Origin of the sequence: Polaromonas potterensis (assembly GCF_033446725.1) — a bacterium.
Lineage (GTDB): Bacteria > Pseudomonadota > Gammaproteobacteria > Burkholderiales > Burkholderiaceae_C > Polaromonas.
In genome coordinates, this window is sequence record NZ_JAWQLX010000019.1 from 1 (window position 1) to 12,600 (window position 12,600).

The 12,600-nt window shown below is 61.8% G+C and carries 11 protein-coding genes; 7 read left to right on the forward strand and 4 right to left on the reverse strand.

Annotated elements, in window-relative coordinates; translation table 11 throughout:
• Positions 1 to 246: electron transfer flavoprotein subunit beta/FixA family protein (locus R6254_RS21785; RefSeq protein WP_412103210.1), on the reverse strand; the 246-nt coding region annotated here is incomplete at its 3' end.
• A gap of 350 nt (positions 247 to 596) precedes the next feature.
• On the opposite strand from R6254_RS21785, the gene R6254_RS21790 reads away from it, so the two are divergent.
• The 3 genes from R6254_RS21790 (at position 597) to R6254_RS21800 (ending at position 3,799) form a co-directional block, all read left to right on the forward strand.
• Positions 597 to 1,607, forward strand: coding sequence for a TRAP transporter substrate-binding protein (locus tag R6254_RS21790; RefSeq protein WP_318409782.1), 1,011 nt, complete (start codon positions 597 to 599; stop codon positions 1,605 to 1,607).
• A 417-nt stretch (positions 1,608 to 2,024) separates the two neighbouring features.
• The gene (locus R6254_RS21795; protein WP_318409783.1) at positions 2,025 to 2,510 is read left to right on the forward strand and encodes a TRAP transporter small permease; all 486 of its coding nucleotides are present in this window, start codon (positions 2,025 to 2,027) and stop codon (positions 2,508 to 2,510) included.
• Entirely contained in the window at positions 2,507 to 3,799 is a 1,293-nt protein-coding gene (locus tag R6254_RS21800; protein ID WP_318409784.1) for a TRAP transporter large permease, read from the forward strand. Before R6254_RS21795 ends, R6254_RS21800 begins: the two co-directional genes overlap by 4 nt.
• Here the strand turns inward: R6254_RS21800 and R6254_RS21805 are convergent.
• From R6254_RS21805 to R6254_RS21815, 3 genes are read right to left on the reverse strand one after another with little or no spacing between them, the layout of a single operon-like run.
• A complete protein-coding gene (locus R6254_RS21805; protein ID WP_318409785.1) occupies positions 3,789 to 5,066 on the reverse strand; it encodes a mechanosensitive ion channel family protein in 1,278 nt (425 codons plus the stop codon). The two genes, R6254_RS21800 and R6254_RS21805, sit on opposite strands and share 11 nt — an antisense overlap.
• The gene (locus tag R6254_RS21810) at positions 5,054 to 5,839 is read right to left on the reverse strand and encodes an enoyl-CoA hydratase (protein WP_318409786.1); all 786 of its coding nucleotides are present in this window, start codon (positions 5,837 to 5,839) and stop codon (positions 5,054 to 5,056) included. The genes R6254_RS21805 and R6254_RS21810 overlap by 13 nt, the downstream gene beginning before the upstream one ends.
• Before the next feature lie 23 nt (positions 5,840 to 5,862).
• Positions 5,863 to 6,816 (reverse strand): histone deacetylase family protein, encoded by a 954-nt coding sequence (locus R6254_RS21815; protein ID WP_318409787.1) that lies wholly within the window; start codon positions 6,814 to 6,816, stop codon positions 5,863 to 5,865.
• A 29-nt stretch (positions 6,817 to 6,845) separates the two neighbouring features.
• Between R6254_RS21815 and R6254_RS21820 the strand changes: the two genes are divergently transcribed.
• The 4 genes from R6254_RS21820 to mltB all read left to right on the forward strand — a co-directional run bounded on the left by R6254_RS21820 (position 6,846) and on the right by mltB (position 12,472).
• On the forward strand, positions 6,846 to 7,766 hold the full coding sequence (locus R6254_RS21820) for an AAA family ATPase (protein ID WP_318409788.1): 921 nt from the start codon (positions 6,846 to 6,848) through the stop codon (positions 7,764 to 7,766).
• Between the two features lie 52 nt (positions 7,767 to 7,818).
• Complete coding sequence (locus R6254_RS21825; RefSeq protein ID WP_318409789.1) at positions 7,819 to 8,820, forward strand: DUF58 domain-containing protein; 1,002 nt, start codon at positions 7,819 to 7,821, stop codon at positions 8,818 to 8,820.
• A 427-nt stretch (positions 8,821 to 9,247) separates the two neighbouring features.
• Positions 9,248 to 11,254, forward strand: a complete 2,007-nt coding sequence (locus R6254_RS21830; protein WP_318409790.1) for a transglutaminase TgpA family protein — start codon at positions 9,248 to 9,250, stop codon at positions 11,252 to 11,254.
• A gap of 96 nt (positions 11,255 to 11,350) precedes the next feature.
• Positions 11,351 to 12,472, forward strand: coding sequence for a lytic murein transglycosylase B (mltB, locus tag R6254_RS21835; RefSeq protein ID WP_318409791.1), 1,122 nt, complete (start codon positions 11,351 to 11,353; stop codon positions 12,470 to 12,472).
• Positions 12,473 to 12,600: the final 128 nt, after the last annotated feature.

Sequence of the window (12,600 nt, forward strand, 5' to 3'; positions counted from 1 at the left end):
GCGGTCGGCGCCAATGGCCATGGCGGTGCGCAGGGTTTCCTGGCATTGGGCGACGCCGCAGCTGACGGCAATCACTTCAGTCGCCAGGCCTTTTTCTCTCAAGCGGGTGGCTTCCTCGACGGCGATCTCGTCAAAGGGGTTCATGCTCATCTTGACGTTGGCGATATCCACGCCGCTGCCATCACTTTTGACGCGTACCTTCACGTTGTAATCGACGACGCGTTTGACCGGGACCAGGACCTTCATGGGAGAACTCCAGAGTTTATTGATTGACGTTCACGTAAAGCTTTTGATTCTATGCTGCACCTGCACAATGTCCCAAAAAATAAGATTCCTCGGTGGAGAATCAGCCAGGCCAATAGAAAAAAGAACGATCGTTCTATTTCATTATAAAGACCTGTTCGACCCGAATTAGAGCCACACATCCATCATTGTTGCCCTGGCGAAAATTAACAGACCGACAGGTCGGTTAATTGGGGTAAGTAAGGACAGACCGGCGCAAATCGCTGCCTTAAAGTGAGTCTTCCGAATGCATCAGGTGGCAGCCGCCGCCGCGTCGGCCCCTTCACCCCCTACGAGGCCACCCCGGAGTGTTTATGAACATAAAACCCATCGCCGCCGCGCTGCTGACTGTTTGCAGTGGTCTGGCCTCTGCACAAACCGTGTTGACCGTCTCGAGTTGGCTGCCGCCCACCCATGCCTTAAGCCTGGCCCAGAAAGAATGGTGCGACCTGCTGGAGAAAAACACGGCAGGCAAGATGAAGTGCAACATCCTGCCGCGCGGCGTCACGGCGGCACCGGGGACTTTTGATGCGGTCAAAAACGGGCTGGCCGATGTGTCCTACACGGTGCACGGCTACACCCCGGGTCGTTTTGTCTACACCCAGATGGCCGAGTTCCCCTTCCTGGGCAGCACCTCCGAGCCGATTTCCGTGGCCTTCAACAAGGTCGCCATCAAGAACCCGCAGTTCCTGGCCGAACACCAGGGTGTGAAGGTGATTTCCTTCTTCACCCATGGCCCGGGCATCGTCTTCAACACCAAGCGGCCGGTGACCAACGTCGAAGAGCTGGGCGGCCTGAAATGGCGTGTGGGCGGCGGCATGGTCAACGAAATCTCCAAGGTGCTGGGCATGAATGTGACCCTGAAACCGGCGCCCGACTCGTATGAGTTGTTGTCCGGCGGCGTCATGGACGGCACCTTGTTCCCGGCCGAGTCCACCGAATCCTTCCGGATCGACAAACTCATCAAATACGCCACCACCTTTCCCGGCGGTCTCTACAACACCAGCTTTGTGTTCATGATGAACCAGGGCAAATACGACAAACTCAGCGCCGACGAAAAGAAAGCCGTGGATGCGATCTCGGGTGAAGTCGCCGCCCGCATGTATGGCCGCGGCTGGGACCGGGTGGACCGGCGTGCCACGGCCTTGATGCAGGCCAACAATGTGCAAATCGTCAAGGCCGACGCCAAGTTTGTGGCCGAAGTCAAGGCCAAGACCGCGCCGCTGGAGCAGAAGTGGGTCAAGGATGCCGAAGCCAAGGGCCTGAAAGACGCTGCAAAAATCCTGGCCGAATTCCGCGCGGAAATCGCTCGTCAGGAAAAATAAGCCTCTTGCCAGCGAAGACCAGGATTTGACAGCGCGGCCTCATGGGCGGAGCCTGTTTACGCTCTCCATGGGGTCGCGTTGGGGCGCAATCGGGATGAGTTGGTCGCCAAGACCTCGCAGCATGGGCTCATGCCCATGCAAAAGGTTTGGCGGGCAAATCGCCCGACCGCACAGCCGGTCGGCTGTGCGTCGTGCGGCTGCCCCAAATGGGGATGCAAACGCGACCGCGTTTGCGTCGCCTCAACCCGAAGGGCAGGTGCCTTTTCGGGCGCTCTGCGGCGTTGCGGCGCTTGCCAATAGCCAGCTATTGGCGGCGCACCGCGCCTTGCAGCCCATCCCGAAAAGTCACCTGCGCGGCCCCATCGAGATCGTAAACAGGCTCTCAGGCCGCGCTTTTTATTGATTGAGGCACACAGATTGAACAAGCTTATTGAAACGGTGTGCGGCCTGCTGGCCGCCGCCGCCCTGTTCGCCATCATGGCGCTGACTTTTTTTGACGTGGGCGGGCGCAAGTTGTTCTCCAATTCGATCACCGGCTCGCTCGAACTCACGGAACTGCTGATGGTGGTGGTGATTTTTGCGGCCTTGCCGCTGGTGTCGCTGCGCGGCGAACATGTGGTCTTCGATTCGCTGGACCATTACCTGCCCGAGACGGTACGCCAGCTCCAGCGCGCCTTGATGCACGGCCTGTGCGCGGCGGCGCTGCTGGGCCTGGGCTGGCTGATGTGGGGCACCGGCGGTCAATACCTGGAGACCGGTGAAACCACCGCCCAGCTGAAAATCCTGAAAGCCCCGTTTATGTACGGCATGGCGGTCTTGTGTGGCGTGGCCGGCTTGATTCATCTCGGCTTTGTGTTCCGGCCCACGGCGGATGAACAAGCCGGCGAAGGGGCCACACTGTGACCGAAGCCCTGCTTGGTTTTACCGCCATTTTCATTCTGGCGCTGATGCGCCTGCCGCTGGCTTTTGCGATGGGCCTGGTCGGCATCGTCGGCATGGGCCTGACACGCGGCTGGCATCCAGCCCTGGCCAGCACGGCCCAGGTCGTGCATGAGACCGGTTTTGCCTACACCTTGTCAGTGATCCCGCTGTTCATCCTGATGGGCAATTTTGTGGCGCGGGCCGGGCTGGCCCATGAGTTGTTTCATGCCGCCTACGCCTTCATCGGCCATTTGCGCGGCGGCCTGGCGCATGCGACCATCGCCGCCTGCGCCGGTTTTGGCGCCATTTGCGGCTCGTCCATCGCCACCGCCGCCACCATGAGCAAGGTGGCGTATCCGTCCATGAAAAAACTCGGTTACAGCGATTCCTTGTCCACCGGTGTGATTGCCGCCGGCGGCACCTTGGGCATCATGATTCCGCCCTCCACCATCATGGTGATTTACGGCATCGTCACGGAAACCAATATCGGCAAACTGTTTGCGGCCGGTGTGATTCCCGGCATCCTGACCGCCCTGCTGCTGATGTTTGCCGTGTTATTCATGACCTTCCTGGACCCGGAACATGCACCGGCCGGAGAAAAAACAAGCTGGCCAGAACGCTGGAAAGCCGTGCGCGGCATCTGGGGCGTGTTGCTGCTGGTGGTGCTGGTGTTAGGCGGCATTTATGGCGGGATTTTCACCGCCACCGAAGGCGCGGGCATAGGTGCGGCGGGCGCCTTTTTGTTTGCGCTGGCACGGCGCCGGCTGACCGTCAAAACCACGCTGGAGGTGCTGGTGGAGTCGGCCCGCACCACGGCCATGTTGTTCACCCTGCTGATCGCGGCGACCATTTTTGCCAACTTCGTGAACTTCACCTCCATGCCCAACGACCTGAAAGAGTGGATCACCCACCTGGGCCTGTCACCGCTGATGGTGGTGGCCGCGATGATGGTGATTTACGTGGTGCTGGGCACGGTGATGGAAGAGCTGACCATGGTGCTGCTGACCATTCCGCTGTTTTTCCCCATCGTGGTCTCGCTGGGTTTCGATCCGGTCTGGTTTGGCGTGTTGATCGTGATGGTCATCCAGATCGGCCTGATCTCGCCACCCGTGGGCATGAACCTGTTTGTGCTCAACACCTTGCTGCCCAAAGTCGGTCTGGGCAAGATATTTCGCGGTGTCTGGCCTTTTGTGTTCATGCAGGTGGTGGCGCTGGGGATTTTGCTGTCTTTCCCCTCGCTCAGCCTCTGGCTGCCTTCTTTTATGAAGTAGTGCGCTGCAGCAAAACGCTGGGTGCGCGTATGGTGATGCCGTTCTCGCGCAGCGACTGCAACACAATCAGGTTGATGCGTGAACGTAATGCCAGTGCCCCGCTCTCCGGGCTGGTGATCGAATAGGTCAGGGTCAATTCCAGGCCCTCGGCCCCAAACCCCGACAAGGCGGCAAAAGCCGCCGGTTCGCGCAACACGCGGTCCTGCCGGTTCGCGGCTTCAACCAGCAGGCGCATCACCAGGTCCACATCGCTGTCATAGGCCACCGACACCACCGTGGTCTGCGCCGCATGGGGATCGATACGCGACAGGTTCTCCACCCGGTTGATGATCAACATTTCATTGGGCACGATGGACTCGCGGCCGTTGGGGGCTCGGATCACGGTGTAACGCGCATTGATGTCGGTGATACGGCCTTCGTAGTTGTCCACCTTGACGTTGTCACCTATGCGCAACTGGCGCTCCGCCAGAATGACAAAACCGCTGACATAGTTGGACGCCAGCTTTTGCAGGCCAAAACCCACACCCACACCAATGGCGCCGCCCAGCACCGACAAGGCGGTCAGGTCAATGCCGACCGCCGACAAGGCCACCAGCAAACCCACAAACATCAGCAAGACCCGCGTGGCATTGCTGAGGGCCTTGCGCAGCGACAGCTGGCCGCCGGTCGCTGACTTGAGCAGGCGCCGCTCAATCGCCGAGGAAATCCACAACGCAATGATCAACACGATGCCGGCCGTGAGTGCGCCTTCAAGCAAGGTGCGCACCGACATCGTGGAAGCCCCCACTTTCCAGCGGATGTCGTCCAGCTCGTCCAGCAGCAGCGGCAACAGGTCGCTGACCCAAAGCACCATCGCCAGCCAGGCAACCCAGGAAATACTGCGCTCCAGCACCCGCACAAACGGCGCGTCGGCAAACACCACTTGCAGCACTTTCACGCCCAGGCGAATCACCACCAGCGCCACCAGCACCGGCATGGCGATCTTGAAGACCGCCAGCGGCAGCCAGCGTGCCAGCAACAGGAAAGACAGGTAGGCCAGGGACAGCAACACGAATGGAAACATCACGCCGTCGATGATTTTTCGGCCAAACCAGATGGAGTGTTCGTCAACCTTGCCCGCGGCCCGGCGCACCAGCCAGACCAGTGCCCAGGCGGCGCCCACACACGCAACCAGCACGCCCAGCTCGGCCAGCGCGCTGGGCTGCGCCATGGCGCTCAGCCAGCTGTTGAGGTCGTCAATACGAACGCTGGGTTTCACCGCGACCATTGCGGCTTCCTCTTGTCGATAAAGGCCTGTACGCCCTCCTGCGCCACGGCATGCACCATGTTGCAGGCCATGGCCTGGCCGGCCAACTGGTAGGCGGCCGCCACGCCGGTTTCACGCTGCTGGTAAAAAAGCGCCTTGCCAATGGCAATGGCTTCGCGGGGTTTGGCCAGGATGGATTGCAGCAACTGCTCGATCTCGGCATCCAGCGCCTCCAGCGGCACCACGCGGTTGACCAGGCCACGCACACGGGCTTCTTCCGCCGTGATAAAACCGCCGGTCAGCAACATTTCCATGGCTTGCTTGGCGGGAATATTGCGCACCAGCGGCACACTCGGCGTGGCGCAAAACAGGCCCACATCGATGCCGTTGACCCCAAAACTCGCGTCGCTGCTGGCCACGGCCAGGTCACATTGCGCCACCAGCTGGCAACCGGCCGCCGTGGCCACGCCTTGCACCCGGGCCAGCACCGGCACCGGCAGGTGCTGGATGGACAACATCATGCGTGTGCACTGGGCAAACAGCTTCTGGTAATAGGCCAGCTCGGGCTGGGCCCGCATTTCCTTGAGGTTGTGACCGGCGCAAAAGGCCTTGCCTTGTGCGGCCAGCACCACGATGCGTGCACCCGGGTCTTGCGCCACCGCATCCAGCGCGGCCTGCAAGGCGGTCAGCATGTCTTCGCTCAGGGTGTTGTAGGTCACGGCGCGGTTCAGCGTCAGCCAGTTCACGCCGCGTTCATCACGTGTATGCAGCACGGGGGCTGATAAATTTTCCATGGAAAGGTCCAAAAAAAAACAGATTACAAATCGGCCAGCACGCGGATATGCGCTTCCACGCTGCGTGCCAGCGCGCCCAGGTTGTAGCCGCCTTCCAGCGAGGACACGATGCGGCCCTGGGCATGGCGCTTGGCAACGTCCTTGATACGCTGGGTGATCCAGGCATAGTCCTGCTCGTTCAGGCTCATCTGGCCCAGGTCATCGTCACGGTGCGCATCAAAACCGGCGCTGATAAAAATCATTTGTGGCTTGAAGGCTTCCAGGCGCGGCATCCAGGCGATATCAATCAGCTCGCGCACCGCCTGGCCTTTGGTGTAGGCCGGCACCGGCAGGTTCACCATGTTGTTGGCCAGTATGTCGGCGCCGGAGTAGGGATAAAACGGGTGCTGGAAAAAGCTGACCATCAGGATGCGGTCGTCGCCGCGGATGATGTCTTCCGTGCCGTTGCCGTGGTGCACGTCGAAATCCACAATCGCCACCCGCTCCAGACCATGGCGTTCCAGCGCGTATTTGGCGGCCACCGCGATGTTGTTGATAAAACAAAAACCCATGGCCTTGTCATGGCAGGCGTGGTGGCCCGGCGGACGCACCGCGCAGAAAGCATTTTCGATCTCGCCGGCCATCACCGCATCGGTGGCGGCCAGCGAGGCCCCGGCGGCGCGCAAGATCGCGTTCCAGCTGTGTACGTTGAGCGCAGTGTCGGGATCGATCTGCGCATATTTCGGCCCACCGGCCCGCAAGTCGTCGGCCAGTTGGCTGCCCAGCCCGCGGATGGCGGCAATCATCATGCGGTCGTGGCCTAATTCCAGGTCACCCAGCGACGCCAGCGGCGCCTCACGCCGCTGCAGCACATCGCCGACACCCGACATCAGCAGGCGGTCTTCGATGGCATCCAGCCGCTCCGGGCACTCGGGATGACCCGGGCCCATTTCATGTTTTCGGCAATCCGGATGGGTGAAATAAGCAGTGGCATTCATATCGAAAATTTTGCGGTAAGGTTGGTGGCATGAACGCGAAACAAAAAATTCAGACCTTATTAAATCAGCTTAACACGGTCATTGTGGGCAAAAGCGCCCAGGTTCAGGACTGTGTGGCCTGCCTGCTGGCCGGTGGCCATTTGCTGATCGAAGACGTGCCCGGCGTTGGCAAAACCACGCTGGCGCACGCCTTGTCGCGCTCCTTCGGATTACAGTTTTCCCGCGTGCAGTTCACCGCCGACCTGATGCCTAGCGACCTGACGGGCGTGTCAATTTACGAACGCCAGAAAGAAAATTTTGTGTTTCACCCGGGACCGGTTTTTGCCCAGGTGTTGCTGGCCGACGAGATCAACCGGGCCAGCCCGCGCACGCAAAGCGCACTGCTCGAAGCCATGGAAGAAAAACAGGTCACGGTGGAAGGCGAAACCCGGCCCCTGCCCATCCCGTTTTTTGTGATTGCGACACAAAACCCGCACGACCAACTGGGCACTTACGCGCTGCCCGAGTCGCAGCTGGACCGTTTTCACATGCGTATTTCGCTGGGCTACCCGGACCGCGCCGCAGAGCGGGAGCTGCTCAGCGGCAGCGACCGCCGTGACATGGTGGACAAACTGGACACCTTGCTGATGCCGCATGACTTGCTGGAACTGCAGCAGCAGGTCTTGCAAGTGCATGCCGCGGAGCCGCTGCTGAACTACCTGCAGGACCTGATCGCCGCCACCCGTTCGGGCCGCTGGTTCCTCCAGGGCCTGAGCCCGCGCGCCGGTATTGCGGTGATGCGTGCCGCCCGCGCCCAGGCTTTTTTGAGCGGCCGCGATTACGTCGCGCCTGACGACATCGTGGCCATCCTGCCGCAAACCGCCGCGCACCGCTTGGTCCCGGTGACCGATGCCGGACGCGGCTCGGTGGAGCAGGTGCGCGCCATGCTTGAGGCCGTGCCTCTGCCATGAGGCGTTCGCGACCCGTGAACGCAGCAGCCAGGTTGTGCTGCGAAGGGCAGCCATGAGTGCCCTCACCCTCAATCCCCTGAGCTTCGTGCGCGGGCGTTTCCAGCAGTGGTGGCAAAACCGCCTGCCGCTGAGCGACAACGTGGTGCTGACCCAGCGCAACGTGTACATCCTGCCCACCCGGCCCGGCCTGATGCTGGCACTCACCTTGCTGGTGTTGCTGGTGGCTTCCATCAACTACCAGCTCAACCTGGGCTATTTGCTGACCTTTTTGCTGGCCGGCAGCGCCGTCATCGGCATGCATGTGTGCCATGGCACCCTGCGCGGGCTCGCCATGAATTTGATAGCGCCTCCCGCCCAGTTTGCGGGGGCTCTGGCTATTTTTGATGTCAAACTCACGAACAACAGGCGCTCTGCGCGCCATGCCATCGGTGTCAGCGTGCTGGGCACGCTGGACGCGCAAGGCGAGCGGCATTGGGCCTGGACCGATGTGCCGGCGCAAAGCAGCAGCACCGTGCAAGTGGCTTTCACGCCGCCCCGCCGTGGCCTGCACCCCCTGCCCACCCTGACCGCCGAGACCCGTTTCCCGCTGGGCACATTTCGCGTCTGGACCATCTGGCGCCCCGCCGCGCAGATTCTGGTCTACCCGAGGCCAGAGCTGCAGGCCCCGCCCCTGCCGCCGGGCGAGCCGCGCGCGGGCGGCGCCGCGGCGGCGGCCCGGGTACCCAGCAGCGGCGACTTCGACAACATCCGCAACTACCGCCGCGGCGACCCGCTCAAACTCGTGGTCTGGAAAAAAGCCACCAAGGCCGATGAACAAGGCAACGGCCTGGTGGTGCGCGACGCACAACAAGCCCAACGCCATGAACTCTGGCTGGATTTTGCGCAGGCCGGCTCGCTGGATACCGAAGCCAGGCTCTCGCGCCTGTGCGCCTGGGTGTTGCAGGCTGACCAACTTGGCCTGAGTTATGGCTTGCGCTTGCCGGGTTTGCTCATCAAACCTTCCAGTGGGGAGGCGCATAAGCGGCAATGTTTGGAGGCGCTGGCTTTATGTTGAGCGGTGCTCGCACGTCAGCATGCCCAACCTGGGCGATGCTTTCAACCATTCGAACTGAGCTTGTCGAAGCCTTTGCCAGCTATGCCTGTGTAGTGTCTCCTGCAAGCCGGGACTCGCCCCGGCGGGCGACTTACTTTTCTTTGCTTCGCCAAAGAAACCTAAGGAAAAGAAAGGCGACCCGACTGTCCGGGTCCCTTCGCTGCGCTACGGGCAACCTGCGGTGCTCGCCAAAAGCGGGGTCTCGCTCGAACTCGGCTGCGCCTCAGACAATCGCGAGCCCTGATCCGCTTTCGCCTGCGCTCCTCGGCCCGGCCAAACGGGCTGGCGAGCGAAAGCGGGTATGGGATCGGGGATGGATTCCGGCCTTCGCCGGAATGACCGCCATCGCGTCTATGTCCTCCGACCCAACCGCCAACGCAAAGCAGCAATGTTAGCCCGCCTCAACACCCTCCCCCGCGACACCCGCGACACGCTGTTTTTGCTGGCCGTCATCGCCTGGGTGCTGCTACCGCAAGTCAATGAATTGCCCTTGTGGTGCAGCGCACTGGCCGCCGCCATGTTGCTCTGGCGCGGCAAGCTGGCCCTGGGCAACCAGGCGCTGCCCAACAAATGGTGGTTGCTGGGCCTTCTGGCCCTGGCCGTGGGCGCCACATGGCTGACCCACAAAACGCTGCTGGGCCGCGACGCCGGGGTCACACTGATTGTGATGTTGCTGGCGCTCAAGACGCTGGAGATGCGCGCCAGGCGTGATGCCTTCGTGATTTTCTTTTTGAGCTTTTTCACCATGCTCACCAACTTTTTTTATTCTCAGTCGCTGCTGACGGCGTTCAGCATGTTGCTGGGTCTCTTGGGTTTGCTGACGGCGCTGGTCAATGCGCACATGCCGGTGGGCAAACCGCCGCTGCGCCAGGCCGCCCAAACCGCCGGCTGGATGGCCTTGCTGGGTGCACCTGTGATGGTGGTGCTGTTTCTGCTGTTCCCGCGTCTGGCGCCGCTCTGGGGGATGCCCAGCGATGCCATGACGGGGCGCAGCGGTTTGTCGGCCACCATGCAAGTCGGCAACATCGCCAGCCTGGCGCTGGACGAAAGCATCGCCATGCGTGTGAAGTTCGAAGGCGCGCCGCCTGCGCAGCGCGACCTGTATTTTCGCGGCCCGGTGTTGACGACCTTCGATGGCCGCGAATGGCGGCCGCTGCAGCCACGGCTGGGTTCCGGGTTTGTCAGGCCGCAAGGTGTGTCGCAGTTGCAGGTTTTCGGCACGCCCGTGCGTTACGAGGTTACCCTGGAGCCGAACAGCCGGCCCTGGATCCTGGTACTCGACGCCACCGCACGCGCGCCGGTCAGCCCGGCGCTGGAAACACTGGGCACGGCCGAGCTGCAATGGATAAGCACACGGCCGGTCACCGACTTGCTGCGTTACCGGGCCGAGAGTTATTTCCAGTTTCGTTATGGGCCGCAGACCAGTGCCGCCGCACTGCCGCCGCAGTACAGCGAACTACCGGCCAACTTCAATCCGCGCACGCTAGCGCTGGCGGCGGAGCTGATCCGCGGCAACCCGGCCGGGCCGGCCGACAAGGCGGCGCTGGTGCAAGCTGCCATCAAACGCTTGCAGACCGGCGGCTACACCTACACGCTGGAACCTGGCGTGTACGGCCAGCACACGGCCGATGAATTCTGGTTTGATCGCAAGGAAGGTTTTTGCGAACACATCGCATCAAGCTTTGTGGTGTTGATGCGCGCCATGGACATTCCGGCGCGCATCGTCACCGGTTACCAGGGCGGCGAGCTCAACGGTGTGGACGGCTTTTGGGTGGTGCGGCAAGCCGACGCCCACGCCTGGGCCGAAGTCTGGCTGGCCGGCCAGGGCTGGGTGCGTATCGACCCGACCTCGGTCGTGGCCCCCGGGCGCACCGGCGCTTTCCAGCGACTGGCGGCGCCGCAAGGGCTGGTGGGTCAGGCGCTGGGCAATTTCAGCCCCACCTTGGCGGCGCGGCTGCGGGCCACCTGGGAAGCCGTCAACAACGGCTGGAACCAGTGGGTCCTCAATTACACCCAGAGCAAACAGCTCAACCTGCTCAAGAAGCTCGGCTTTTCATCGCCGAGTTGGGAAGACCTCAGTTATGTGCTGATCAGCCTGGTGGTGCTGCTCAGCCTGGGCGGCGCTGGCTGGGCCTGGTGGGAACGGGTGCAACACGACCCCTGGCTGCGACTGCTGGCCAACGCCCGCCAACAACTGGCCCGCGCCGGCCTGGCCAGCAAGGCCGCGACCTCACCGCGCCAGTTGGCACAGCAGGTCATGCAAAGGCAAGGCCCCCAGGGCCAGGCGATACACGACTGGCTGATGCAACTGGAAGCGCAACGTTACGCGGGCAAGACCGGCGCCAGCCTGGCGCAACTCAAAAAGCAATACCGGCAACTCCGCTGGCCTCGCTGATTTTTCAGCCCCGGGCTCGTACTGGTTTACGCTTGTGGCCATACTGCTGCTCTGGGTTTCTTTTTTTCTCCGCTTTTTCAGGACTCGCCTTCTCGCATGATCGCTTCTTCTTTCTCCAGGCTGGCTGCTGGCCGCCTTCTGGTCGCTCCTCTTTTGATAGCTATCTGCGCAGGTACGGCGGGGGCTACACCCCCAAAGAACATCAAGCCCAAAAAAACAGCCAGCCGCCCGGCAGCCACACAGGGGCCGGCCTACGCCAGCCGCCCCGAGGCCATGCGTTTCGCCGACGACCTGGCGGCCAGGCGCGATCTGGATGTGCAATGGGTGCGCCAGGTCATCGGCCAGGCGCGTTTTAACCCCACCGTGGTCCGGCTGATGCAGCCCCCCGCCAAAACATTCACCAAGAACTGGCGTGTCTACCGCAGCCGTTTTATCGACCCGGTGCGTATCGCGGCCGGCGTGAAGTTCTGGCAGGACAACCAGGCCACCCTGGCACGCGCTGAAAATGAATACGGCGTGCCGGCCGAGATCATCGTCGGCATCATCGGCGTGGAAACCATTTATGGCCGCGACACCGGCAGCTTTCGGGTGCTGGACGCTCTGGCCACGCTGGCCTTTGATTTTCCTGCGTCGCACCCGCGCGCGGCCGAGCGCAGCGAATTCTTCAAGGGTGAAATCGAGCAGTTCTTGAGCATGCAAAGCCGGCTGAATACTGACCCCCTGGCCCCGCGCGGCAGTTTTGCCGGCGCCATGGGCATGCCGCAGTTCATGCCGTCGAGCTGGGTCAAATACGCGGTGGACTTCGATGGCGACGGCCAGGTCGACCTCTGGAACAGCCCCAGCGACGTGATCGGCTCGGTCGCCAATTACTTCAAGGCCTTCAACTGGCAACCCGGCATGCCCACACATTACCCGGTGCGGTTTGATCCGGCCACGCTGGACATGGACGCATTGATGGCGCCCGACATTTTGCCGACCTTCAGGGTCGCCAGTTTTACGGCCAAAGGCGCGGTGCTGGAAGGTGCAGCCCTGCAACACACCGGGCCGCTGGCGCTGGTGGAATTACTCAATGGTGATCCCAACAACAGCGGCAGCGCGCCCATTTATGTCGCCGGCACCGAAAACTTCTACGCGATCACGCGTTACAACTGGAGCAGCTATTACGCGATGGCGGTGATTGAGCTGGGGCAGGAAGTGGCGGCGCGGGTGAGGCCCTAACCCATTTACAGGGACTTCCCACGTAGTCAAGCATTGTTCGTGATAAGTTTTCCTTGGTGACGGTTTTCTTGCTTTGTCGTGAAATTGATGGTGCGAGGCAACGGGAACAGACTGCACATCTACAGACG

Coding starts and splice junctions, on each gene's coding strand:
- R6254_RS21790 (WP_318409782.1), top strand. CDS start 597: ATGAACATAAAACCCATCGCCGCCGCGCTGCTGACTGTTTGCAGTGGT.
- R6254_RS21805 (WP_318409785.1), bottom strand. CDS start 5,066: ATGGTCGCGGTGAAACCCAGCGTTCGTATTGACGACCTCAACAGCTGG.
- R6254_RS21810 (WP_318409786.1), bottom strand. CDS start 5,839: ATGGAAAATTTATCAGCCCCCGTGCTGCATACACGTGATGAACGCGGC.
- R6254_RS21815 (WP_318409787.1), bottom strand. CDS start 6,816: ATGAATGCCACTGCTTATTTCACCCATCCGGATTGCCGAAAACATGAA.
- R6254_RS21820 (WP_318409788.1), top strand. CDS start 6,846: ATGAACGCGAAACAAAAAATTCAGACCTTATTAAATCAGCTTAACACG.
- R6254_RS21825 (WP_318409789.1), top strand. CDS start 7,819: ATGAGTGCCCTCACCCTCAATCCCCTGAGCTTCGTGCGCGGGCGTTTC.
- R6254_RS21830 (WP_318409790.1), top strand. CDS start 9,248: ATGTTAGCCCGCCTCAACACCCTCCCCCGCGACACCCGCGACACGCTG.
- mltB (WP_318409791.1), top strand. CDS start 11,351: ATGATCGCTTCTTCTTTCTCCAGGCTGGCTGCTGGCCGCCTTCTGGTC.